Source organism: Streptomyces sp. NPDC102259, from assembly GCF_044766465.1.
GTDB lineage: Bacteria > Actinomycetota > Actinomycetes > Streptomycetales > Streptomycetaceae > Streptomyces.
This window is the reverse complement of sequence record NZ_JBIWMA010000023.1, coordinates 107339-131279: the sequence shown is the minus strand read 5'-3', so window position 1 is coordinate 131279 and position 23941 is coordinate 107339. Positions and strand designations below refer to the sequence as shown.

The 23941-nt window shown below is 71.5% G+C and carries 19 protein-coding genes; 10 read left to right on the top strand and 9 right to left on the bottom strand.

The window, feature by feature from the left end:
- Positions 1 to 96: 96 nt before the first annotated feature.
- Positions 97 to 981, bottom strand: coding sequence for an MFS transporter (locus ACIRPU_RS35965; RefSeq protein ID WP_403874941.1), 885 nt, complete (start codon positions 979 to 981; stop codon positions 97 to 99).
- 66 nt (positions 982 to 1047) lie between these two features.
- Positions 1048 to 2559: a glycoside hydrolase family 43 protein gene (locus ACIRPU_RS35960; RefSeq protein ID WP_403874939.1), complete on the bottom strand. Its 1512-nt coding sequence runs from the start codon at positions 2557 to 2559 to the stop codon at positions 1048 to 1050.
- Between the two features lie 367 nt (positions 2560 to 2926).
- On the opposite strand from ACIRPU_RS35960, the gene ACIRPU_RS35955 reads away from it, so the two are divergent.
- On the top strand, positions 2927 to 3340 hold the full coding sequence (locus ACIRPU_RS35955) for a cupin domain-containing protein (RefSeq protein WP_403874937.1): 414 nt from the start codon (positions 2927 to 2929) through the stop codon (positions 3338 to 3340).
- 146 nt (positions 3341 to 3486) lie between these two features.
- Positions 3487 to 4212, top strand: coding sequence for an SDR family NAD(P)-dependent oxidoreductase (locus tag ACIRPU_RS35950; RefSeq protein ID WP_403874935.1), 726 nt, complete (start codon positions 3487 to 3489; stop codon positions 4210 to 4212).
- A gap of 173 nt (positions 4213 to 4385) precedes the next feature.
- Here the strand turns inward: ACIRPU_RS35950 and ACIRPU_RS35945 are convergent, their stop codons facing one another.
- Both ACIRPU_RS35945 and ACIRPU_RS35940 read right to left on the bottom strand, forming a co-directional pair.
- A complete protein-coding gene (locus ACIRPU_RS35945) occupies positions 4386 to 8399 on the bottom strand; it encodes a helix-turn-helix domain-containing protein (protein WP_403874933.1) in 4014 nt (1337 codons plus the stop codon).
- A gap of 145 nt (positions 8400 to 8544) precedes the next feature.
- Positions 8545 to 8910, bottom strand: a complete 366-nt coding sequence (locus ACIRPU_RS35940) for a hypothetical protein (RefSeq protein ID WP_403874931.1) — start codon at positions 8908 to 8910, stop codon at positions 8545 to 8547.
- Positions 8911 to 9447: 537 nt separating this feature from the next.
- On the opposite strand from ACIRPU_RS35940, the gene ACIRPU_RS35935 reads away from it, so the two are divergent.
- The gene (locus ACIRPU_RS35935; protein WP_403874929.1) at positions 9448 to 11133 is read left to right on the top strand and encodes a ribonuclease J; all 1686 of its coding nucleotides are present in this window, start codon (positions 9448 to 9450) and stop codon (positions 11131 to 11133) included.
- Positions 11134 to 11212: 79 nt separating this feature from the next.
- Positions 11213 to 11950: a spermidine synthase gene (locus ACIRPU_RS35930; RefSeq protein ID WP_403874927.1), complete on the top strand. Its 738-nt coding sequence runs from the start codon at positions 11213 to 11215 to the stop codon at positions 11948 to 11950.
- A 124-nt stretch (positions 11951 to 12074) separates the two neighbouring features.
- Here ACIRPU_RS35930 and ACIRPU_RS35925 read toward each other — a convergent pair whose 3' ends face one another.
- Positions 12075 to 12233 (bottom strand): hypothetical protein, encoded by a 159-nt coding sequence (locus ACIRPU_RS35925; RefSeq protein WP_403874925.1) that lies wholly within the window; start codon positions 12231 to 12233, stop codon positions 12075 to 12077.
- Between the two features lie 7 nt (positions 12234 to 12240).
- On the opposite strand from ACIRPU_RS35925, the gene ACIRPU_RS35920 reads away from it, so the two are divergent.
- Positions 12241 to 12837, top strand: coding sequence for a hypothetical protein (locus ACIRPU_RS35920; RefSeq protein ID WP_403874923.1), 597 nt, complete (start codon positions 12241 to 12243; stop codon positions 12835 to 12837).
- A gap of 202 nt (positions 12838 to 13039) precedes the next feature.
- On the opposite strand, the gene ACIRPU_RS35915 is transcribed toward ACIRPU_RS35920, so the two are convergent.
- Positions 13040 to 13807 carry a hypothetical protein gene (locus ACIRPU_RS35915; RefSeq protein ID WP_403874921.1) on the bottom strand — a complete coding sequence of 256 codons (768 nt, stop codon included), beginning with the start codon at positions 13805 to 13807 and terminating at the stop codon, positions 13040 to 13042.
- A 195-nt stretch (positions 13808 to 14002) separates the two neighbouring features.
- Here ACIRPU_RS35915 and ACIRPU_RS35910 point away from each other — a divergent pair, with 195 nt between their 5' ends.
- The 3 genes from ACIRPU_RS35910 to ACIRPU_RS35900 all read left to right on the top strand — a co-directional run bounded on the left by ACIRPU_RS35910 (position 14003) and on the right by ACIRPU_RS35900 (position 16391).
- Entirely contained in the window at positions 14003 to 14209 is a 207-nt protein-coding gene (locus tag ACIRPU_RS35910) for a hypothetical protein (protein WP_142268318.1), read from the top strand.
- The gene (locus ACIRPU_RS35905) at positions 14206 to 14589 is read left to right on the top strand and encodes a hypothetical protein (protein WP_355704285.1); all 384 of its coding nucleotides are present in this window, start codon (positions 14206 to 14208) and stop codon (positions 14587 to 14589) included. The genes ACIRPU_RS35910 and ACIRPU_RS35905 overlap by 4 nt, the downstream gene beginning before the upstream one ends.
- Positions 14590 to 14660: 71 nt before the next feature.
- The gene (locus ACIRPU_RS35900) at positions 14661 to 16391 is read left to right on the top strand and encodes an acyltransferase (protein ID WP_403874918.1); all 1731 of its coding nucleotides are present in this window, start codon (positions 14661 to 14663) and stop codon (positions 16389 to 16391) included.
- A 214-nt stretch (positions 16392 to 16605) separates the two neighbouring features.
- Here ACIRPU_RS35900 and ACIRPU_RS35895 read toward each other — a convergent pair whose 3' ends face one another.
- On the bottom strand, positions 16606 to 17724 hold the full coding sequence (locus tag ACIRPU_RS35895) for a ScyD/ScyE family protein (protein ID WP_403874916.1): 1119 nt from the start codon (positions 17722 to 17724) through the stop codon (positions 16606 to 16608).
- 579 nt (positions 17725 to 18303) lie between these two features.
- On the opposite strand from ACIRPU_RS35895, the gene ACIRPU_RS35890 reads away from it, so the two are divergent.
- The gene (locus tag ACIRPU_RS35890) at positions 18304 to 18750 is read left to right on the top strand and encodes an SRPBCC domain-containing protein (RefSeq protein WP_355704288.1); all 447 of its coding nucleotides are present in this window, start codon (positions 18304 to 18306) and stop codon (positions 18748 to 18750) included.
- The gene (locus ACIRPU_RS35885) at positions 18747 to 19127 is read left to right on the top strand and encodes an ArsR/SmtB family transcription factor (RefSeq protein ID WP_403874913.1); all 381 of its coding nucleotides are present in this window, start codon (positions 18747 to 18749) and stop codon (positions 19125 to 19127) included. The genes ACIRPU_RS35890 and ACIRPU_RS35885 overlap by 4 nt, the downstream gene beginning before the upstream one ends.
- Before the next feature lie 192 nt (positions 19128 to 19319).
- Here ACIRPU_RS35885 and ACIRPU_RS35880 read toward each other — a convergent pair whose 3' ends face one another.
- Together ACIRPU_RS35880 and ACIRPU_RS35875 are read right to left on the bottom strand one after the other, a co-directional pair.
- Positions 19320 to 22463, bottom strand: coding sequence for an AMP-binding protein (locus ACIRPU_RS35880; protein WP_403874911.1), 3144 nt, complete (start codon positions 22461 to 22463; stop codon positions 19320 to 19322).
- 150 nt (positions 22464 to 22613) lie between these two features.
- The gene (locus ACIRPU_RS35875; protein WP_355704291.1) at positions 22614 to 23906 is read right to left on the bottom strand and encodes an MFS transporter; all 1293 of its coding nucleotides are present in this window, start codon (positions 23904 to 23906) and stop codon (positions 22614 to 22616) included.
- Between the last annotated feature and the right edge of the window lie 35 nt (positions 23907 to 23941).

Sequence of the window (23941 nt, the reverse complement as noted above, 5' to 3'; positions counted from 1 at the left end):
CCTCCGTGCGGTGAAGATTCGACACCTCCACCACACACGGGGGCCTTCGCCACGATCAAGACCGGCCCGCGTTAACAACGCTCGTGATCAATACAGCTAGACCGCGGGGCTGGTCGAGTGGCGGCGCCGGGTGAGGACGATGGCGGTCGTGGGGATCAGCGTCAGCGCGGCGATGGAGGCGCCGACCACGGCGGGGCCGGTGGCGCCGAGGCAGGAGTCCAGGGCGAGGCCCGCGCACCAGGAACCGGCGGCGGTGCCGAGGTTGAACGCCGAGACGGTGAGGGCGGAGCCCAGAGTGGGCGCCCGGCCCGCGAAGCGGACCGCCAGGGAGATCAGCACCGGGTTGGCGCCGAGCCCGAAGAAGCCCAGCAGGGCGACCAGCACGATCGTGGGCACGGTGAAGCCGGACAGCAGGCAGATCGCCAGCAGCAGGACCGTGGTCACCGCCGCCGCCATGATCGTCGTCGCGTACGGGCGGACGTCCCCGAGACGTCCTCCGACGAGGAAGCCCGCCACCGCGCCGACACCGAAGCCGACGAGCACCAGCGGCACGAGGCTCGAGGGAAGACCGGTCCGGTCGGTCAGCAGCGGCGAGATGTACGAGTACGTCGACAGCACACCGCCGGTCGTGGTCGCACAGGCCGCCAGCGTCAGCCAGAGCCGGCCGGAGCGCAGAGCCGTCAGCTCGGACCGGATCGACACGGCCCGACGGTCCGGGCCGTCGTGCGGGACGTGCCGGGCGATCAGCGCGATGCAGGCCGCCGCGAGGGCCGCGAGCGCCCAGAAGGGACCCCGCCAGCCGACGAGCTGCCCTGCGAACGCGCCCAGCGGCACACCAACGACGTTGGCGAGCATGGCGCCCGAGCCCACGACGCCCAGAGCGCGGGAACTCGCGGCGGGCCCGGCGATGCGGGCGGCGACGACGTTGGCCACCGCCCAGAACGCTCCGGTCGCCAGCGCCGTCCCGCCGACCCCAGCCACGAACCGCTCTGAGGGCCGGCCGGCCACTCGCACGCCGACCGGACCCCGCTGGTCCCCGCGACCGGCTCAGTCGTCGCTCGGCTCGTAGTCGAGCCAGTCGAAGTGCACGGAGCCGGACGCCGCGTACATGCCGACGACCCGGCCGGTGAAGCCGCCGGCGACCTCTGTCGAGAGATACCGGCCGTCGAGCGAGGCCAGCTCGACGAACGTGCCGTCCGGTTCCTCGATCCCGAGGGAGATGGTGTCGGGGCCGGTACGCGCGTCGCGCACGGCCCGCACGGCGGCCACCTCGATGCGCAGGATCACGGGCCCGGGAGGTGCCGGCCGCGATGCCACGACGGTGCTCAACGGACCGATGCGAGCCCGTACTCGCACCTCCCCCGAAGACATCTCGAGGTCGTAGTGGTGCTGTTCGTCGAGGCGAACCGCCAGGCCACCGCGTCCTTCCGCCGCGTCCGCCAGGGCGCGCACCCGGCAGGACAGATGTTGCTGACGCCGTCCGACGAAGGTCACGTCGGCATCGTCGAGCGATCCGCCGCGGGCGCGCAGCGTCAGCCAGCCGGGCCGTTCCTTCGTGGTGCAGTCCTCCGGGAGACGCCGACGCGGTGAGATCCAGCGCGGCGCCAGCTCGCCGAGGTCGAAGTCCTCCCTGCGCGGCACGGGCGCGTGGGGCTGGAGCGGCCAGGGGGGCGCGGGCAGGTCGGTCGCCAGTTCGCCGACGACCGGCCAGCCGTCGACCCAGTCCACCGGTGCCAGGAAGGTCTCCCGGCCGAGGACGTGCCAACCAGGGGTGCCGCCTCCTGGCCGAACTCCGAGCAGCACCATCCACCACGATCCGTCGGGCCCCTGGACCAGGTCCCCGTGGCCGGTGTTCTGGATGGGGTGTTCGGTACCGCGGTGGCTCAGGATCGGGTTGTCCGGGCACGGCTCGAACGGGCCGGTGGGCGAGGGACCACGGGCGATCGAGACGCCGTGGCACCGCTCGGTGCCGCCCTCGGCGATGAGCAGGTACCAGTACTCGCCGATCCGGTACAGGTGCGGTGCTTCCGGGGCCTTGGCACCGGGGGTACCGGACCAGATCCGGCGCGGCGGACCGAACGTCTCCCCGGTGTGGGGATCGATGCGGACCTGTCCCACACCGGCGACGGTGCACCAGCAATTGCCGTCGTCGTCCCACGCCAGGTCGGGATCGATGCCGGGGACGCCGGGCAGCCTGACCGGGTCGGACCAGGGGCCGGCCGGGTCGGTGGCCGAGAACAGCAGATTGCCGTCCCCGCTCACGTTCGTGACGATCAGCCAGAACCGGCCGTCGTGGTGCCGCAGTGTCGGCGCGTATATCCCTCCCGAGGAGGGCGAGTCACGGGGCAGGTCCAGTTGGCTCGGCCGGTCCAGCGCGTTGCCGATCTGGGTCCAGTGCACCAGGTCCCGGCTGTGGAAGACGGGCACGCCGGGGAAGTACTCGAAGCTGGAGCACGCCACGTAGTAGTCCGCGCCCACCCGGCAGACGCTCGGATCGGGGTGGAAACCGGGGATCACCGGGTTGCTCACGAAGTTGCCCGTCTCAGACACGCTCGACACCCTGATCGAGTCCTTTCGCTGGTTCGCTGGATCAGTGGTTCGCAGGATCAGTGGAGCAGTGGATCGCGGGATCAGTAGATCAGACCCACTTCGGCCGACTGCGGGCCCTCGCGACGCCTTACCGCCCCCGGCGAGCCTTGGCCATTTCCAGGTTGGATCGGACGGCGTATGCAAGGGGGGTCCTGTCAGTACCTGTAATGACAGACCCTTCCTCAACTCATTGAGCCGCGTTTTCCTGGATGTCGGCGCCGGACGCGGCCTGGGAGCCGATGAACGGGCAGCAGCTCGGCAGCCCGACCAACCTCGCCGATGCCGATGCCGATGCCGACCCTCACCCCACGACCCCGCGCCATCGGAGAGAGACACCATGGAATTCGTGAAGCAGCAGGCCACCAACAAGGCGCCCGCGGACTGGTTCACCGGCGACGTCTGGTTCGACCAGCTCTACGCGGGCCAGGAGCCGTCCCGTATGTACGCCAACATGGTCCGCTTCTCCCCCGGCGCCCGTACCCACTGGCACGTGCACGCGCTGGGCCAGACCCTGCACGTCGTCTCCGGCGTCGCCCTGATCGGCACCCGCGACGGCACCGTCTTCGAGGCCCGCCCCGGCCAGACCGTCTCCTGCCCGCCGGACGAGGAGCACTGGCACGGTGCCACCCCCGACCGCTTCATGGAGCACATCGCCCTGTGGGAGGTCAGGCGCGACGGCGGCGAGGAAGTCATCTGGAACGAGCCGGTCACCGACGAGCAGTACAACCGCCCCCGCACCCGCAGCCACTGAGTGGACCACCGAAGGGACCTTCAGTGACCGCCCAACCCCACCAGATCGGCGGCTGACCCCGCAGGTCGGCTTCGTTCCGGAGATCCCTGATGCCTGACGGGGCCCGGACGGGCGACCATGAGGGGAAAGAGACGGGAGGTGTGATCGTGAGTCGGATCCTGGTGACCGGTTCCGCGGACGGCCTTGGACGGGCCGCGGCCGATTCGCTGCTGTCCGCGGGACACGACGTGGTGGTGCACGCCCGCAACCGGGAGCGCGCGGCCGGCCTCGACGCGCTGGTCGACCGTGGGGCACACCTCGTGGTCGGCGACTTCACGGAGCGTGACGCCGTACGGCACGTCGCCGCGGAGCTGAACGAGGCGGGACCGCTCGACGCGGTCATCCACAACGCCGGCGTCTGGAGCGGACCGGCGGTCATGCCGGTCAACATCATCGCGCCGTACCTGCTCACGGCCCTGCTCCGCGGGCCCGGCCGACTGGTGTACCTGAGCAGCGGCTCGCATTTCGATGGCAGCCCCTCGCTCGGCGGGGTCGACTGGCGGGGCGGGAGCGCGGGCTCGTACTCCGACAGCAAGCTGTTCGTCACCACGCTCGCCGCTGCGGTGGCTCGCCTGCGCCCAGAGGTTCTGAGCAACGCGGTCGATCCGGGCTGGGTGCCGACGAAGATGGGCGGACCGGGCGCACCGGACGATCTGGAGATGGGTCATCGGACGCAGGAGTGGCTCGCCTCCAGCGACGAACCCCAGGCCCTGACCACCGGCGGCTACTGGTACCACCGTGAGCGCCTCGAGCCGCACCGCGCCGTCCACGACGAGGCGTTCCAGGACCGCCTCCTGAAGGCGTTGGCCGAGGAGACGGGCACCGCTCTCTGAGCCGGCACGCGAGCTGATCGACGTTCGTACCAGGAGGCTGGGCCGCTCACGCCCGTACACAGTCGGTCGCGGCCCGAAGGCTGTGTACGAGGCGCGGTCGTGCAGGAGCGCGTGCTGCCGTTCGGCCTCGGGCCGGTGGTGCGGTTCGAGGTGGTCGGCTGCCGTGGTCGCGGTCAGAGGTGTGAGCACGACGAGGCACCCGCCGCGGACAGCCGCGGTCGCAGTCGGCAGATCGCGGCGAACCGGGCCGACACGTCCAGGTTCCACAGCCGTACGGTCCCGTCGTTGCTGCTGCTGGCCACCGTCCGCCCGTCCGGGGCGAACACGGTGCCCCACACCGCGTTGGTGTGGCCGGTCAGCGTGGCCCACGGCCGCCGCTCGGCCACGTCCCACAGCCGCACCGTACGGTCACTGCCGCTGCTGGCCAGCAAGCGGCCGTCGGGGGAGAACGCGATACCGCGGACCGAGCCGGTGTGGCCCCGCAACACCGCCATGGGACGTTCGCGGCGGACATCCCACAGCCGTACAGTCCCGTCGTTGCCGCTGCTCGCCAGCGCCCGGCCGTCCGGGCCGAAGGCCACTCCCCGTACCGCGCCCGTGTGCCCGGTGAGCGTGGCCAGCGGTCTGCGGGCCGCCACGTCCCACAGCCGTACGGTCAGGTCGTCACCCGCGCTCGCGAGGGTGCGCCCGTCGGGGCTGAAGGCGACGTCGTTGACGAAGTCCGAGTGGCCGGTGAGCGTGGCCACGAGGCGGCGGGTGGCCACGTCCCACAGCCGCACCGTACGGTCGGCGCCCGCCGATGCCAGCAGCGCGCCGTCCGGGGAGAACGCCGCCGAGAACACGTCCCCGTGATGCCCGGCGAGCGTGGCGAGGAGGCGGTGGGCGGCGACGTCCCACAACCGGACCGTGCCGTCGGAGCCGGCCGAGGCCAGCGTCCGCCCGTCGGGTGCGAACGCCACCGAGAACACGGCCGACCGATGCCCCCGCAGCGTCGCGACGGCCCGGTGCCGCGCCACGTCCCACAACCGCACCGTGTGATCGGTGTCGGCGGTCGCCAGCAGCCTGCCGTCGGGGCTGTAGGCGGACTGCCAGATCTCGGTGTACGGGCGGGCCGTCAGCACCGGCCCGCCCAGGTCCCACAGCACCACCGACTGGTCGAACCCGGCGGTGGCGAGCATGGTCCCGTCGGAGTTCACGGCCACGCCCATCGTGTAGTCGGTGTGACCGCTGAGCGTCAGCGTCTGCATCCCGCTGCGCACGTCCCACAGACGGGTCGTGCCGTCCCCTCCCGCGCTGGCGACCGTGGCGCCGTCCGGGGTGTAGGCGACCGCGTTGACGTCGTCGCTGTGCCCGGTCAGGACCGAGGTCGTCCGGTGCCGTGCCAGGTCCCACAGCCGGACGGTCCGGTCGGCTCCTCCGCTGGCCAGGGTCCGGCCGTCCGGCGCGAACGCCACGCCGTACACCTCGTCGGTGTGCCCCTCCAGCACGCCCGACGACCGGTCGCGCACCGTGTCCCACAGCCGGACGGTCCGGTCGGCGCCGGCCGACGCGAGCGTCCGGCCGTCCGGGGCGTACGCCAGCGCGTCGACCTGCCCGACGTGACCGGTGAAGGACGCGACGCGGCGCCTTCGGTCCACGTCCCACAGCTGGACCGTGCCATCGCCCGCCGCGACGGCCAGCGTGCCGCCCCGGGGGTCGAAGGCCACGGCCCGGGCGCCCTCGGTGCCCGCCGGCAGCACGACCTTCGTACGATGGTCGGCCGCGCCCCACAGCTGCACCGGCGCGTCCGTGGCACCCGCCGCGAGCGTACGGCCGTCGGCGCTGAAGGCGACCGACCGTACCCGCCCGGACATCTTGAACGTGGCGGTCGTACGGCGGTCCGCGAGCCGTCGCAGCGTCACCGTGCCGTCCGAGCTGGCCGTCGCCAGCGTGCGCCCGTCGGGCGCGAACGCCACCGAGTTGACCGGCCCGCGGTGCCCACCGAGCCGGGCCGAGAAGGGCTGCGCCTGCGTGCTCAGCAGGGCGCCGCGCGCCTCGGGCGTCGCCTGGGAGCGGTAGGCCTCCCCGGCGAGGCGCATCGAAGCCTCGGGCTGGCCGGCGGCCAGGGAGGCGGACTGCGCGGCGAGTGCCCGGGAACGGGCGACCCGCTCCTGACGCAGCGCGTCCGAGCGCTGCTGGTACGCCAGGGCTCCGGCGGCGACGGCGAGGGTCAGCAGCACGACCAGCGTGGCCAGCGTGCCCTGCCGGCGTCGGACCTGCCGCCGGGCCTGCCGCCGCCGATCGGCCTCCTCGGCCCGGCTCGCGCGCAGGAACGCCTCCTCCTGCGCGCTGAGCCGGCTGCGGCCGTCCAGTTCCTCGGCCCACGCCCGGACGGTGTCCAGCCGGGTGCCACGGTAGAGGGCGGACGGATCGCCGCCCTCGCGCTCCCACTCGTCGGCGGCGTGGGCGAGTTGCTGGTGGATCAGCAGTCCGTTCCGGTCGGCGTCGATCCAGCCGCGCAGCCGTGGCCAGGCGTGCAGCAGGGCCTCGTGGGCGATCTCGACCGTGTCCCGGTCGGCCGTGATCAGTCGGGCCCGGACGAAGGCGTCCAGGGCGGCCGTGGCGTCGTCGGTGTCGTCCGGCCGCTCCATCAGCGCGGCCCGGCTCATCCGGCACCGGGCCGGTCCGGTGCCGTCCGCGAGGTGGACCAGGCGCACCAGAATCCTGCGGATGGTCTGCTGCTCGGCCGGGTACAGGCCCGCGAACACGTCCTCGGCGGTCCGTGCGACCGCCCCGCGGATCCCGCCGGTGCGCTCGTACCCGGCGACGGTCAGGGTGTCGCCCTCGCGCCGCTGCCAGGTGGTCAGCAGCGCGTGGGAGATCAGCGGCAGCGCACCGGACGGAGTGACGTCCGGGGGGAGGGCACCGGACGGGGTGGCGTCCGGCAGGGCTCGCCCGACGTCCGATCCGTCGCCGGGCGGTCCTTCCGGTGCGTCGCGCAGGCCGGCGTCGCGCAGCAGCAGAGGGACGAGGCCCGGCTCCAGGGTGAGTCCGGCGAGGTCGGCGGGACGGGTGATCGCCTCCCGCAGCCCGGCGACGGACATCGGGGGCAGCACGAACAGCCCGTCGGTGAACACCGGTGCCAGCTCGGGGAGTTCGATGCACCTTCCGGACAGGTCGGCCCGTACGCCCAGGACCACCACGGCTGGATCGCGGTCGGACCCGTCCGCCCGATCCGACGGTCGGCGGGACGTCGACACGGCGCACAGCGCCCGGACGAAGGCACGTCGTTCCTCCTCGTCGGAGCAGAGCGTGAACAGTTCCTCGAACTGGTCGACGAGGAGCACCGGACGCACCGGCGGCGGCCGTCTGTCCCCGCCAGCGCAGGCGCTGTCGTCCGCCGTGCGCCGCACCGCGTCCAACAGGGCCTCGGGCCGGTCCCGTAACTGCCGTACGGTGACGCCGAGATCACCGTCGAGCGCCTTCGCGAAGCCGGTCAGGAGTTCTTCCAGTGGATGCGCGGTGGGCGTGAACGCCACCACCGGCCATCGCTCGGCGCCCGGCATGGGGAAGCCGCCGGGGTTCCGGAAGGCCGGTACGAGGCCGGCGTTGAGCAGGGACGACTTGCCGGCGCCCGAAGGGGCCACGACCATCAGGGGCCCGCTGCCGATCCGTTCGAAGACCCTCTCGACCAGGGCGGCGGTGGCGCGCTCACGTCCGAAGAACCATCCGGCGTCCTGCGCGGTGAACGCCGACAGCCCCCGGTAGGGGCAGACACCGTCGAACTCCGTCCGCCCGGGCACGGCGGCGTCGCCCCGCCCGGCCTGCGTGTCGTCCGGGTTCTCCGGGTTCGCCGTTCCATCGGGCTTGTCCGTTGCGTCGGGCCCGTCCGTTCCTTCGGTTCCTCCGGCGTCTTCGGCGTTCTTCGTCAGCAGCAGCCGCAGCAGCCCGCCCTCGGCCCGCAGGATCTGGTCGCAACGCCGCGCGACGTCGACGGTGGCTCGCTTCGCACCCGTCTCGATCTTGCTGAGGTAGCCCTTGCTGTAGTGCGTCTCCCGGGCCATGTCGGCCAGCGAGAGCCCGCGCTGTCGGCGGAGTCGTCTCAGCTGGGCGGGGAAGTCCGGAACGGTTCCGTCGATCGGCCGCGGTTCACATCGGTCGCCGGTGTGCTGCTGCTCCCCCACCACATCCCCCGGTGTCGCGCGCATGAGCCGTGAAACGGCCGACATCCAGAGTACTGCGGGAATGTGACGACCGATCAAGCCTTTCACCGGCGCGGCGCGGGGGTATGGCGGAAACACGGACGTCCGGAACCGCTGACGCGATTCCGGACGTTCCCCCGTGAGAAAGGCCTTACGGCCGGTTCAGCTTGATCGAGTTGACCGGCGAGAGGTCGGCCCACACCCCGTTCTGGGCCCCCATGGTGTAGTTGCAGTTCGTGCCGCCGTAGTTCAGGCACAGTTCCGCCGAGGCGCCACCGGTCTGATTGTTGAGGACCCAGTGCCAGCCGACCTGGTTGCTCAGGTTGTGGGGCCCGTAGGTCCAGTAGATGTTGCTCGGGCTCTGGGCGGGATCCTGGTTCTGCGGGTAGATACAGACGGCGCCGGCCGGGCACCCGGCCCAGTCGGCGGCCGGCTTGGCTTCGGCCGTGCCGGTCAGCGCCACTATCGCCGTGGCGGCGGTGGCCAGTGCGACGGCCCCACTGAACAACGTGCGCATGTTTCCCCCTTGCGGTCGTCCTGCCTGGTCGCAGGTCGTGCTCGGTCTCTCGGCATCAGACTGGCCGCCGGGTCCCGAGAGGTCGACGGGTTTCCTGTTTCCCGTCACCACGACAAGCCGGGAAACCGGCAGCGATCAGCGCGGTCGGCGGAAAGGAGGCAACCCTTGAAAACGCGACGCCTGACGGAATCCGTACGGCCGACCGTACGGTCGCCTTGGGCTACGACACGGACCGCGCTACTTGGTCCGGACCGGTGACCCGGATTTCCTGCACAACCGTCGCCGTTTCAGACGCGGCAGTATCCGTCGACGGCCATCGCGGGCGGAAATTGAATTCAAGTCGATAACGGCCCGCGGTAAGGGACGGCCCCTCTACTCGGCGCGTGCGCGGACCTTTCGCGGGAAGCGTGGTGTTCCCGTTTCCAGGCCGGGATTCGACCTCCTCGTCACCGGTCGCACCGGCCACCGCGCGGCGCACGGTCCCGGGACCGTGCAGGCGGTGCGTCCCACCGGCAGACTCTTCGGTAACGTGAGGTTATGAGCCATCCGCATCCAGAACTCAAGACCGCCCCGCCGCTGCCCGAAGGCGGGCTGAGGGTGACCGCCTTGGGCGGCCTCGGCGAGATCGGTCGCAACATGACCGTCTTCGAGCATGCCGGCAAGCTGTTGATCGTGGACTGCGGTGTGCTGTTCCCGGAGGAGAACCAGCCCGGGGTGGACGTGATTCTGCCCGACTTCACCTCGATCCGGGACCGCCTGGACGACATCGTGGCCGTCGTGCTCACCCACGGCCACGAGGACCACATCGGGGGCGTGCCCTATTTGCTGCGGGAGCGGAGGGACATCCCGGTCGTCGGCTCGAAGCTCACCCTCGCGTTCCTTGAGGCCAAGCTCAAGGAGCACGGCATCAGGCCCCGCACGGTGCGGGTGCGCGAGGGCGATCGGCGCAGCTTCGGCCCGTTCGAGTGTGAGTTCGTAGCGGTCAACCACTCCATCCCGGACGGGCTCGCGGTGGCGTTGCGGACCCGAGCCGGCCTGGTGCTGCACACCGGCGACTTCAAGATGGACCAGTTCCCCCTGGACGACCGGATCACCGACCTGCGCGCCTTCGCCCGCCTCGGTGAGGAGGGTGTGGACCTGTTCCTCACCGACTCCACCAACGCCGAGGTCCCGGGCTTCACCACCTCCGAACGCGAACTGAACCCCGCGATCGAACAGGTCATTCGCACCGCGCCACGCCGGGTCATCGTCTCCAGTTTCGCCAGCCATGTGCACCGCATCCAGCAGGTCCTGGACGCCGCCCACCAGCACGGCCGCAAGGTGGCCTTCGTGGGCCGCTCCATGGTCCGCAACATGGGCATCGCCCGCGACCTCGGCTACCTCAAGGTTCCGTCCGGCCTGGTCGTGAACGCCAAGGAACTGGAGAAGCTGCCGGACCACCGGATCACCCTGGTGTGCACGGGCTCCCAGGGCGAACCGATGGCCGCCCTGTCGCGGATGGCAAACCGCGACCACGCGATCCGCATCGGCAAGGGCGACACCGTCCTGCTCGCCAGCTCCCTCATCCCCGGCAACGAGAACGCCATCTATCGGGTGATCAACGGCCTGACCCGGTGGGGCGCCAACGTCGTCCACAAGGGCAACGCCAAGGTGCACGTCTCCGGCCACGCCAGCGCCGGTGAACTCGTCTACTGCTACAACATCGTCCGACCCCGCAACGTCATGCCCGTCCACGGCGAGTTCCGCCATCTGCGGGCCAACGCCGATCTCGCCATCCGCACCGGCGTCGACCCCGACCGGGTCGTCATCGCGGAGGACGGTGTCGTCGTCGACCTCGTCGACGGCCGCGCCTCCATCACCGGCAAGGTGCCCGCCGGAAACGTCTACGTGGACGGCATGGAAGTCGGCGGCGCGACCGAGGCGTCCCTCAAGGACCGGGTCACCCTCGCCCAGGAGGGCGTCATCACGGTCGTGGCCATCGTCGACGCCGACACCGGCGCCCTCGCCGAGGCCCCCGACTTCCTGGCCCGCGGCTTCGTCCACGACGACACCACCTTCGAGCCGGTCATCCCCGTCATCGAGAAGACGCTGGCCACCGCCGCACAGGAAGGCGTCGGCGACGCCCACCAGCTCGAACAGCTCGTCGCGCGCGCCGTGGCCAACTGGGCCTTCCGCACGCACCGTCGCAGGCCGCTGATCATCCCCGTCATCATCGACGCCTGACCGGGCCCGTCGCCCCGGTTCCCCGCCCCCACGCCGGCAACGGCGACCACGCATCCACGAACGACAGAAAGGTGAACGGATGGGCCTGCGCTTCGAGGAGATCGACTGGCAACCGACACCGATCGGCGAGATCAGCCTGCGACGCCGCCGCCACCCGGTCTCGGGAGACGACGTCTACGAGGTGAAGCTCGGCGAAGAGTTCCTGATGTCCAGTCTCTTCACCGCCGGCGAGATCGCGCTCACGGAACTCGGACTGGCCGCACTGCCGGACATCGGACAGGCCGAACTGGACGTGGCCGTCGGCGGACTCGGGCTCGGCTACACCGCCCAGGCGGCCCTGGACGACCCCCGGGTGCGCTCGCTGACCGTGATCGAAGCGCTCGCCCAAGTCATCGACTGGCACCAGCGGCACCTGGTACCCCTCGGAGCCCGGCTGACCTCGGACGCCCGCTGCCGCCTGGTGCAGGGCGACTTCTTCGCCCTGGCCGCCGACCCCCGCGGCCTGGACCCCGAGGCCCCGGGCCGTCGCTTCCACGCCATCCTGCTGGACGTCGACCACTCACCACGCCATGTGCTCCACCCGGGCAACGCGGCACTCTACCGACCCGCCGGGCTCCGCGCCCTCGCCGAACACCTCCACCCCGGCGGGGTGTTCGCCCTGTGGTCGAACGACCCGCCCGACGAGCAGTTCACCTCCGCGCTCACAGAGGTCTTCGCACAGGCAGCGGCTCGAGTCGTCGACTTCGACAACCCCCTACAGGGCGGCACCTCGACCAACACCGTCTACGTGGCCCGCACAGCACCGGACACACCTTAGGACCACGCACGACATCGCGGGGCATCGCGGGGCATCGCGGCGGGACGACCACCGGGGTTCGAGGCGAAGAGCACGCAGCCCGACCCTCCCCTGGGCGTGGACTGCCCGGAGAACGAGGCGTTCGCTACCAGATCAGGCACCAGTAGTGCTGATAGGTGCCGGTGCCGATGCGGCCGACTTTCGGCAGCAGCGTCGGGTCGGGGTCGCCCAGGGCCGACAGGGAGCACGCCGCGTCCCCCACCGTCCCTGAGGCGGCCATGCGCTGAGCAGCGGCCTGAGCCACGGAGGACGTGTACCAGATCGTCGTTGCCGCCGGGCTGCCTCCGTCCGTCGGCGACGGCGCGGGCACCGGGGTCGAGGGCACAGCGGGTACCGGGGCCGAAGACTGTGCCGGTACGGGTGTCGAGGACAGTGCGGACACAGTCGACGTCCACGTCGGCGTCGGCGTCGGCGTGGGCGTGGGTCGTGGCAGTGCCGTCGCGGTGAGCGACGGCTGTGGTGAGCGTGCAGGCGTGTCGGAGCGTGCAGGCGTCTCGGACCGAACCGGGGCCGATGTCGTCTTCGGGACGGCTGAGGACCGCGAGGTGGTGGGGACGTGGTCAGGCGTCCCACGGTGGCTGGGGCGCGTGGGGTGCCCGGTCGTCACCGTGGATGAGGCGGCGCGGGATTCCGTGGGGGCGGGAGGCGCCGTGCCGGCGGTGTTCGGCGCGGACGTCGCGGAGGGCAGTGGGTCGAGCGTGGGCAAGGACAGGTCACTCGATGCCGACGGCGCCGGTCGAGGGGTGCCGCCGTCCGACGCCGTCAGCGCCCAGGTCCCCAGGCCACCCGCCACGAGGACGGCTGCTCCAGCCACGATCCACGGCGCCCTGCGTGGTGGACTCCGGTGACGGCTCATGCATCCCACTGTCTGCCTGTCCGCAGGCGTTCTCAAGCGGTGGGGCGCTGTACCGGCAGCCCGGCACGCCTTCCTCGGCAACCGCCCAGAGACGTGATCCAGGAGCCTGGGCCGTCCCCTGGCCCATCCCCTGGCCGATAGCTGAGCCTTTTCCGAGCGGCGGAAAATCCGATCCGGGAGCGAATGAGCCGACGTCACCCGGAGGTCGGCGCACTGTCGGCCGCGTCGGTGGTGCGCAGCAGGCGCAGGAACGCCTTCACGCCCGCGATGATGTCCTGGTCGTCGGTGAGGCGGTTCACCGTGGACTCGAACTCCCGGCCCAGCGCGGCAATCTTGCGGTCCGCCTTCTCGGTCTGCTCAAACGTGCTCATGGCCAGCGCGTCCACCGTGCGGCGCAGCTCGGCGAGGGCCTTGTACTGTTCCTCCGCCTTCTCCTCCAGGGCTCGCGCCCCTGCCTCGGCGCGCTCGACCCTGGCCCGCACCTCGACGACGTCGTCCCGCGGGTACGTGACGTCCTTCAGAAGAGTGCCCAGGCGCCGCCGGAGCTGGCCGAAGTATGCGCCGGCCGGCCGGAAGAAGGTGCTCAGCAGGAAGAACGCGGCGAACCAGTAGCCCGTGAACTCGCCCGTCGCCCAGGTCACGGAGAGGACGACCGCCGCCGTCAGGACATGTCCGGCGACCGCCGCCCGGAGCATCGTGCGGGCGATCCGCGCGGCCTCGGCGTCTCGGGCCGGGGAGACCTCTATCCCCTTCTCACGGCTCACCGCGATCTCGGCGAGCACCGTGTGCGCACGGAAGTACAGGTTCCAGGGCAGCGTGAGTAGGAGCATCAGCCACAGAAGGCTGAGCACGCCCGCACCGACGGCGAACACCACCGCGGGCGGTGCGCCTCCCACGTATGCGAAGACCAATGCCGCGGCCGCCGCGACGACGGCTGCCAGCGCCCCCAGGAACCTGCCCATGCCCCGCCCCTTTTTCGTACGTTCCAACCAGCCCGTTCATCGTCCCCGTCCCGGCACGGGTCGGCATGAGTAGGCGTACTCAACGCAGAGGCCCAAGCCTGGGCCGGCGTCCCTGTCACCACCCACCCCACTGCTCAGGACCGGCCCACCGCTGCCTGGTACCGCATCCGGTACCGATCGCGGTACCTTGAATCCATGCCTGCACTCAATGTGGAATTCAGCGAAGAAGAGATGGCACGGCTGCGCGAGCGGGCCGCTCTGACGGGCCGGAGTCTGAAGCAGCACGTGCACGATGTGACGGTGGAGGAAGCCGACCGGATCTCCTTCGTCGAAGGCGCGGTTGCCGAAGCCGCCCGGATCCTGCCCGGCGTCGCGGCCCGCTTCCCCGAGGGACAGCGGTGAGCCCGATCATCCGCGTCGACGTCGGCTGGGTCCTGCAGATCCAGTCCGCGATCTCCCCGCTCAACGTGCCCATCGCGGACTGGGGCACTCTGGCGATCATGGCCGACCGGCACAAGTTCGAACGGGAGCGCGGCGTCCTCTACTACGAGGAGATCGGCTCCCGGGCCGCGACCTTCCTGCACACCGCGCTGCTGCTGCGCCCCTTCACCGACTACAACCTGGTGATCGGCTGGGCCTGCGCCAGCCAGTACATGCACGTCTCCGGCCAGCCCCTCCAGGCCAAGGACGACGAACTGTACGAGCTCGCTCGAGCGGTACGCGCGCAGGAAGCGGATCTACGCACCGTCGCGCAGCGCCTGGAGTCCTGGCGCACCGAGTGACGCCGAGTCCCCCTCGTCCGGCGGGCCGCGGGACATTGCCCGGACAGTAAGCGCTATCTACGCTGGCGGGCGTGGATCAAGAAGGCGCCTTCGAGGACTCCTATTTCGTCTACTGCCCCTGGGACTTCACCCACAGGGCCTCCTCCGCGCAGCGAGCGGCCCAGGCAGCGCACCAGAGGACGCTGGCCGAAGCCGGTGCGACTCTCGGGCCGCGATGCTACGTCTCTTCGGCCGCCGCCATGTTCGCCGACGTCCTTCGCCTGGGCGCCGATTCCTACATCGCCGGGTACGCCTACGTCACCGGTGAGGTGCGGGCCGGGCGTGACTGCTCCGTCAACCCGTATGCCACGGTGCGGGGGCGCGTGACGCTCGGGGACGGGGTGCGTGTCGGCGCGCACGCTTCGCTGCTCGGCTTCAACCACGGTTTCGCACCGGACGAGCCCGTGCACCGGCAGCCGCTGACGAGCAAGGGCATCGTCATCGGCGACGACGTATGGATCGGCTCGCACGTCGTCGTCCTGGACGGGGTGACGATCGGCGACCACTGCGTGGTGGGGGCGGGGGCGGTCGTCACCAAGGATCTGGCGCCGTGGACGATCGCCGCCGGCAACCCGGCCCGCCCGCTGCGTGACCGCCGCGGGCACGGCGGATCGGGGGCCGTCACGCCGGAAGCGGGGCTGGGCGATGCCGTGGCCGAGTTCGCCGAGCGGGCACGGGCGCAGACCGTCGATGTCCTGGCTCGGTGCTGGAACGACGACACCGGCCGCTACAGCGATCGGCCGGGCGTCTCGGCGACGGTGCGCGCGCACTGCGACGCCGTGGAGATCGCCGATCTGCTGCTGGGCGCGGCCCCCGGGCAGATGACCGCAGCCGAGCATGCCGAACGGCTTCGGGTGTTGCAGGATCCGGTGAGCGGGCTGGTACCCGAGCTCGCTCCTGGAGGCGGACCCGGCGTGCTTCCCGCACCGGCCCCCGACGGGTGGATCGACGACGGCACCGCCGAGTACCACGTGCTGTCGGTGGGCTGCGCGCTGGAGTTGCTGGGCTCCGGTTTCGCCCACCCGGTGTATGTCGTGGGACGGATGACGGCCGGTCAACTGGTGGCACGGCTGGAGGCGTTGCCCTGGCGGACTCGGGCCTGGTCGGCGGGCGCCTGGGTGGACTGCTGGGCGACCGGCGCCCATCGCAACCGCGGGTCGCAGGGTGAGGCCTGCGGTGAACCGGGCGCGCTGGAGGCGCTGTTCGGCTGGTTGAGCACACGAGTGGATCCGGGGACGGGAATGTGGGGCGCGGCCTCTTCGCCGGCCGAAGGCCGCCTCCAACTCGTCAACGGCTACTACCGGCTGACCCGTGGCTCGTTCGCCCAGTTCGGCCTTCCTGTGCCGTATGCCGAGCGGGTGGTGGACACCGCGCTGGCCCATGGGCGCGATCCGCGCTGGTTCGCGGCGGGCCGTCAGAACGCGTGCAACGTCCTGGACGTGGCGCATCCGCTGTGGCTCGCGGGACGCCAGACCCGTCATCGAGAGGACGAGGTGCGGGCGTGGGCGAAGGAGCAGTTGGCGGCGGCGCCGGCGCTCTGGCGTGACGGGGCGGGTTTCGGCTTCGGTCCGGCGGGCGAGGGCGGCTCAGGTCCCGGCCGGGAGCCGGGGCTGCAAGGCACCGAGATGTGGTTGGCCATCATCTGGCTGCTGGCCGATCTGGTGGGGGTGGCGGATCGGCTGGGATACCGGCCACGGGGCGTGCACCGCCCCGAGCCGGTCCACACCCCGATGTTCACGATGCCCCACCAGGGTCTGTCCTGAGGGCTCGCACCCCGGGGGGCGGGCGAAGTCGACCGCGCCCGGATACGCGGCAAGCGGCGCGCACCGGGCCGCAGTCGGCCGGGGTGCACGCCGCTGCCGCAAGCCCCGGCGAGACGCCCGCCGGTCAGGACAGCGGACACCCCTGGGGGCAGGAACGGGACGGACGAAGCGGATCTACGAAGCGGATCCCACACAGCAGATCCACGAAGCGGGTCTACGAGGCGGGGAACTTCAGCAGTTCGCCGCTGTCGCCCTGGGTCTTGCTGGTGACGTAGATGTCGCCCTTCGAACTGACCGCCAGGCCCGTGGGCGTGTTCAGGCTGCCGCCGGTGTCGATCGTGGCGGCAGCACCCGTCTTCTTGTTGATCCGGGTCAGCGCCCCCGGCAGCAGCCCGCTGGAGGTCGCGCCACCGGTGTAGGACAGGGCGATGAGGTCACCGCCCGGGGCCACGGCGAGGTCGATGAGGCCCGTCAGGCCCGAGGCGAAGACGGTCGGCTGACCGCCCGGCACATAGCGCCAGATACGGCTGAGACCCGTACGGATCCCGGACATGTCCGCGATGTAGAACGCGCCGTCCCAGCCGCGCACGATGCCGGTCGGCACCGCCTCCGCCTGACCCGCCGGAGCCACCGCCGCGCCGCCCGAGGCGGCGGCCGGCACCACGTTGTTGGGGAAGACGGCCTCGGTGCTGGTCGTCCCGTCGGAGTGGACGCGGACCAGGTCGTTGGCGCCCGCGTCGGTCACCAGGAAGTCGCTGCCGTCCCGGGCGAAGTTCCACGGGTTGGAGAAGACCTCGTTGTTGCCCAGGGCGGAGTCGGGGTCGTGCGCGACCTCGTGCGCGGCCAGATCACCCAGCACCTGGCCCTGGGCGATGCTCAGCGTCCCCAGTGCTCCACTGCCCGAACCCAGCGCCGTACGGGTGGTGGGGGTGCCGCTCAGGCCACTGACCACACGGTAGGTGCCGCCCGGGGCAGCCTCCGCCTCGATCGCTCCGCCGATGACACTGGAGCCGTCGGCGCGCACGATCTGCACGGAGGGCAGACCGGTGACGACACGGCCCTGGGTGGAGCCCTTGATCCGGTAGATCGAGCCGTTGAGGGCCAGGCACTGCGAACCCGGCACCGTGCACGGCGCCGCCGGGACGCTGCCCGCCTCCGTGACCAGAATCGAGCCGTCGGACTGGATACGCACCGCACGCGGGTTGTGCAGAGCGCTCGCCACGACCTCGGGGGTCGAGGCAACCGTGGGCGTGTTCGCCGCGGACGCGACCCGGGGCGCGGCCTGGCTCGGCATCACGGTCGCCGTGAGGCTCCCCACGACCGCCGCCGCCACAAAAGCTCCCGCCCAAGACCTGCTTGTTATTGACATAACTCTCCTCAACCCGGCACGCCCCGCCATCGGGAGCGAATCCAACCGGCGTCACCATAGACGCACACAGCCTTATCCGCCCCGCCGCTGCCCCACCTCGGAAAGCGGCCTCCGATTAGCCGGTTCCGGTCCCGGCACGGTGTCTTCTTCTGCAATTCATGCGGCCCCTCACCAGTGACGGGGCACGGAATCGGCGATCCCCGGAATGACCCGCAGGTGGGAGCACAGTCCGGACGGAGGGATTCCGCAATTCGCTTCGGAAGTAATTCTCTAGCAACCCTCCAGCCCGATTTCCCCGGCGCAGACCGGTGAATTCCAAGCCCGTCGGATTCCGCCCGGACACCAGCAGTTGTCCAGCGGACATGGACGGTACCTCGACGGTCTGCCTACAGCGCTCGGACGACCGGGCGGGCCGGATACGGGTGGCGGCCGACGCACCGACTGGCCGAAACGGCACCGCAAGACGCAACCCTGGAGTTGCACCTTGCGAGTCGACGTGCAACCCTTGAGTTGCATCCGACAGTGACGACGAAGGAGTCCCTCATGAGCGAGGACCGGATCGAACGCGAAACCCTGATCGCGGCGCCCCTGGAGCGGGTCTGGTCGCTGGTGGCCCAACCCGGATTCTGGGTGGCCGACAAGGCGAGTCTGCCCGGGACCGTGGCCAGGGAGGGCGAGTCGATGGTGGCGAAGAACGCCGAGCACGGCGACTTCCCGGTGCGCGTGGAGAAGGTCGAGCCCCCGACATACCTGTCGTACCGCTGGACCAGCGCGTTCCCCGGCGAGGAGCTGCGCGAGGACAACAGCACCCTCGTGGAGTTCACGTTGACCCAGGAGGGCGACCGGACGCGACTGCGCGTCGTCGAGAGCGGGTTCGCGGCGCTGGCCGGTTCCGAGGAGCTGCGCGGTCAGAACCTGAAAGATCACAGCGCGGGCTGGCCCCTGGAGCTCGACGCGCTCAAGACGCGCGCCGAACAGTCCGCGACGTGAGGGAGGAACGCCCCGGAGCCGCCGAGGTCGTCGACAGCGTCCTCGGCGCGCTGGCCGATCCGACGCGACGCCAACTGCTCGATCTGCTCGCCGCACAGGGTGAGGCCACTGCCACGACCCTCGCCGAACGACTGCCCGTCTCGCGGCAGGCAGTGGTGAAGCACCTCGCCGTCCTGGACGCCGCCGGACTGGTTTCCGGCGGCCGGGTCGGACGCGAGGTTCGCTACGCCGTGCGGCCCGCGGCGTTGGACACGACGGCGCGGTGGATGGCCTCGCTCGCGGCCGACTGGGACCGGCGGTTGGCGAACATCAAACGCGTCGCCGAGACAGCGGAGCAGGAGCAGGAGCAGGACCCGGGTTCGGCACGCTCCGACTGAGCGGAGCACTCCAGGGGGACGGGGACGTCGGACGGGGACGGGAACGGATACGGGGACGACGGAGGATGGAGGATGGAACGCCGGCCAGATACTGGCTCACCTCCGCACCTCCGCACCTCCGCATCCTCTCAGCGTCGACGCCTCGATCGCGGCGGTCGCCGACGGGGGTCGAGGGCTGAAAGGACGTACAGGTCAGAGTGGCCGTGCGGAGTGGCGCAGGAGGCGGGTCCATTCCCCGAGCAGGGCGTCGACGGTGTGCGGCTGGTAGAGGCCGTCGTCGAAGACCGCGTCCAGGCCGGCGGTGCCCAGCGGGCTCGTCCACGGGGTGAGGGCGAGGGGGAACTGGAGAGTGCGCGCGTGGACGTAGCGGGTCGTGGCGCGGGTGCCCCCGAAGTCGATCTCGCGCGTCTCCGCGTCGTCGAGTCCGAACGTCGTGTTCACAACCGAGCCCTTCGGCAGGACGGAGACCAGCTCACCGAGGGAGATCTGCCGGTGGGACAGCGCCGTCGCCATGGCGGCGTGTACGGCGGTCACCGTGTCCGAGAGCTCGGCCGCCGGCCGCAGCAGGATCGGCAGGAGGCCCAAGTGGCAGCCCACGGCGGGAGAGACGCCCGGGACGCGGCGCGTCGCGACGACGCCGGTGAGGAACTCCTCGGGCGCCCCGACGGCGTGCGCGGCCTGTGCGAAGGTGCCGATGATCCTCGCGAACCGGGTGACCGTGCCGCCCTCGGGTGCGCTCCGGTGTGGGCGCAGCACGTCGTACGGAAGCTCCAGGCGCCGGTGAACCGGCCGTCCGGAGGGGGACGCGTCCTCGCGCCGCAGCCAGGTCGTATGGGCCGGGGCGACGCCCGCGAGGGCTGATCTCCAGTACGCCAGTGTGGCGGCGTCCGCCGGGCCTGGACCGGGTCGCGGACCGAGTGCCGCTGCGCCCGGGGCCTCATCCGTCGCCCCTTCCCGGGACTCGTCCGGGGTGCGGTACCAGTGGGCCAGATCGTCGATGACCGTCTGTATGGCTGCGGCGTCCACCGCGTGCTGGTGGAAGGTGACCACCAGCCGGTCCCGGCTCGGGCCGCGCAGCAGGGCCAGGCGGATCGGCAGGTCCGTCGCCACGTCGAACGGCCGGTCGGCGAAGGCCCGTTCACTCGTCTCCGGGCCGGTCCGCGTCTCCGCCGTGCCGACGACTTCGCACTCGAACGGGGTGGGCCAGTCCTCCGGGTGGTGGACGAGGATACGGTCGCGCTTGCGCTTGAGGAGTGAACGCAGTGCCGGGTGCCGGGCGATGGTGCGCCGCAGGGCGTGTCGCAGTCGTGCCCGGTCCAGCGTGCCGGCGACGTCGAGGGCGATCGTCACGTTGTACGCCGCCGGGTCGCCGAGCCGGCCGGCCAGCCAGATCTCGGACTGCACGGTCGACGCGGGGAGCAACGGCGTCGGTCGCTCCCCGGCGGCACCGGCGGGCACGGACGGGACCGAGGGAACGGCTGGGACGGGCGGGACGGAGGGATTCGCCTCGTGGGGCGGGCGGTCCTCGTCGGGCCCCTCCCAGCCGCCCGCCCGCAGCTGACCGGCCAGGTCGGACACGGTGGCGCCGCCCAGCAGCCGGTCGATGGCGGGTGTGCTGCCGAACTCGGCCGCCAGCTCGGTCATCAGAGTCATCGCCTGCAACGAGCTGCCGCCCAGGGAGAGCAAGGAATCCGACGCGAGGACCCGGTCCAGTCCCAGCACCGCGGCCAGGCGTCCGGCGATCCGCCCCTCGTCAGCGGGGAGTTCGGGGCCCGGGACCGACAGGACGGCCGGGCCGGTCCGATCGGCGAGGCGGTCGGCGAGGCGGTCGGCGGGGCGCTCGGCGAGGCTCCTGCGGTCGATCTTGCCCGTGCTGGTGCGGGGCAGCGCATCGCACAGGACGATACGCCCGGGTACCACGGCCTCCGGCAGACGGCGGGCCAGTGCGTCGCGCAGGGCCTCCGGGTCCACGGTGGCCCCGGGTGCCGGTACCGCGAAGAGCGCCATGGTCCGCGTACCGCCGGGCGTGTCCACGGCCACGGCGGCGACTTCGGCGAGACTCGCGGCACGGTCGGCGAGGATCTCGATCTCGCCGGGCTCCACCCGGTGGCCGCTGATCTTCACCTGGTCGTCGATCCGGCCGCGCAGGACCAGTTCGCGGCCCTCGATCCGGCCCAGATCGCCGGTGCGGTACCCCCACCGTCCACCCAGCGCTTCGACAGGCCCGAAACCCGCCCCGGGCTCCGTGGACGCCGGACCCAGATAGCCGAGCCCGACCGGCGCGCCGACGACGCTCACCTCGCCCTCGTCGCCCAGCGGTACGACGTCGCCCGCGGAGTCCAGCAGGGCGACGACGGTGTTGTCGAGGGCGACTCCGGCCGAGGGCGCACGCGGCCAGCCGGCCGGATCGCCGGTGAGGATCGCCTCCGTGACCACGTGGGTCTCCGTGGGTCCGTACTGGTTGGTGAGCCGGATCGACCGGGTGCCGGCACTCAGGAGTCGCTCCACCGCGGCTGTCACATAGGGCTGTTCACCGGCCGTGCAGATCTCGACGAGACTCGGCAGCGAGGCCTTCTTGTACTGCGCCCACTCGGCGAACGGACGGAGTGCCGCGAACGGCAGGTGGAGCCGCTGGACATGGCGGTCCTCGCAGAACCGCAGGAGGTGTTCGACGTCCGCCCGGCGGGACTCGTCGAACACCAGCAGCTCACCGCCGGTGGTCAGAGTGCCGAGCACCTCCGTGAGGAACACGTCGAAGCTCACCCGGGAGAACTGGACCGTACGGGCCCCCACGCCCACGCTCGCCGTACGACGCAGCCAGCAGACGAGATTCGACAGGGCACGGTAGGGAAGCCGGGCCCCCTTGGGCACGCCGGTCGACCCCGACGTGAAGAGGATGTAGGCGGGATCGTCGGGGGCGGGCAGCGGTGCGGTGGCGGGAACCTCCTCCCCCGGTTCGGGACGGAGCAGATCGACGGCCTCGACGCCGTCGAACGGCACGTACCCGCAGGCGAGTAAGCAGGTCGCGCCGACGGCACGCAGAGCGGCCCGGGAACGCTCCAGTGGGTGGTGCACGTCGATCGGCACATAGGTGGCTCCGAGCCGCAGGACGGCCAACAGGGCGCCGACCGCGTGGACGCCGCGCTCCGTGTACACGGCGACCGGCGTACCTGGGCGCACCCCTCGACGGTACAGTCGGGCGGCCAACTCCTCAGCAGCGGAACACAGTTCGCGATAGGTGCGGGTTTCGGCGCCGTGCCGGACCGCCGTCCGCCCGGGATGGCGTTCGGCCTGCGCGCGGAACATGGCGTACACGTCCTCAGGGACGGGGCTCACGGCTCCGGAGATGATCGACGGACCGGGCTGCATCGACTTCCCTTTCGTTGCTCACCGTTGGACGGGCCGGTCACCCGGGAGGGCGACGGCGGCGCACTCCCCAGAGGCAGCGGAGATCGACGCGTCGTCCCTGATCGCCCGGGACGCTTCTCAGCGCGTCGTGGAGGGCTCCCGAGCCTCCGGGGTGACCTCGCCGTCCCCGCCCTTCTCCGCACCCGGCGCGGACCGGCGGATCTGCGGCAGCGTGACCATCACGGCGGCGCTCGCCACGGTCCACACCACGCCGAACCACAGCAACGGCGTGGCCCCGACCCGGTCCGCCGTCGGTGCCGCCCACCAGTAGCCCACGGTCATGGAGAGCACGGTCGCCACGCCGTCGTACGCGCTGACGCGGGACATCGCATCGGAGGGCACATCGGCCTGGAGGCTGCTCGTCCAGAGGATGTGCAGCAGCGCGAATCCCGCGCCGGACAGCAGCGAGCCCAGGACCAGGACGTAGACGGGCGCGCGCAGGGCGAGGAGGCCGGCGAAGGCCCCCAGGCCGAAGGTGCAGAAGACGGACGCCAGCAGGGGCCTGCGGAAGCGCAACCGCATGCCCACGAATCCGCCGAGGAGTGAGCCGACTCCCTGCGCGGCCATGACGGTGCCCCACTGGGCGGCGCCGTTCTCCTTGCCGCCGACGAAGGCGATGCCCAGCACCATCACGGGCCCCAGGACGAAAGTGGACGCCAACGACGTGTAGGCGAGCAGGGACCACAGCCAGGTGCGTGAGCTGAACTCCCTCCACCCGTGCCGCAGTTGCTGGAAGAAGCTCTCGTCCTCGCGAGCGGCGTCCGTGGCGGACGCCGAGGTGCGCACTCCGGCCAGGAACAGCGCGCTGACCAGGAAGGTGGCCGCGTCGATGGCGATGACCCAGGCCGGCTCGGTCCAGGCCACCAGCGCACCGGCGACGGCGGGTCCGAGCAGCGAGCCGATCGAATAGAAGGTGGAGCCGAGGGCGTTGGCCTCCTGGAGGCGTTTGCCGGAGACGACCTCCGGGACGAACCCGTGGAAGGCGGGGTGGAAGAACGCGGCTGCCACGGAGAGCGCCGCGGCGAAGGCGACGAAACCGCCGAGCGGCATGCCGACGGTCAACAGGATGACCACGACGGCGATTTCGATGGCCGCGCGGACGAGATCGCTCCCGATCATGGTGACTCGGCGGCCCCACCGGTCCGCCAGTACACCGCCCGCCAGCAAGAACACGATGAGGGGCGCGGTCTGCGCGCCCAGCACCAGGCCGACCCCGCTCGCCCCGCCGCCGTGCTCCAGCACGGCGAAGGACAGCGCGATGGGCATCATGCTGCTGCCCAGGACCGAGGCGGCCTGCGCGCAGAACAGCCGTCGCAGGTTGCGCTCGCGCAGGAGGTCCAGGGGTAGTCGAGCCGCCAGTCCGTTGGTCATCGCATGTCCCCCGTCGGGTCCGTTTCCGGACCGCT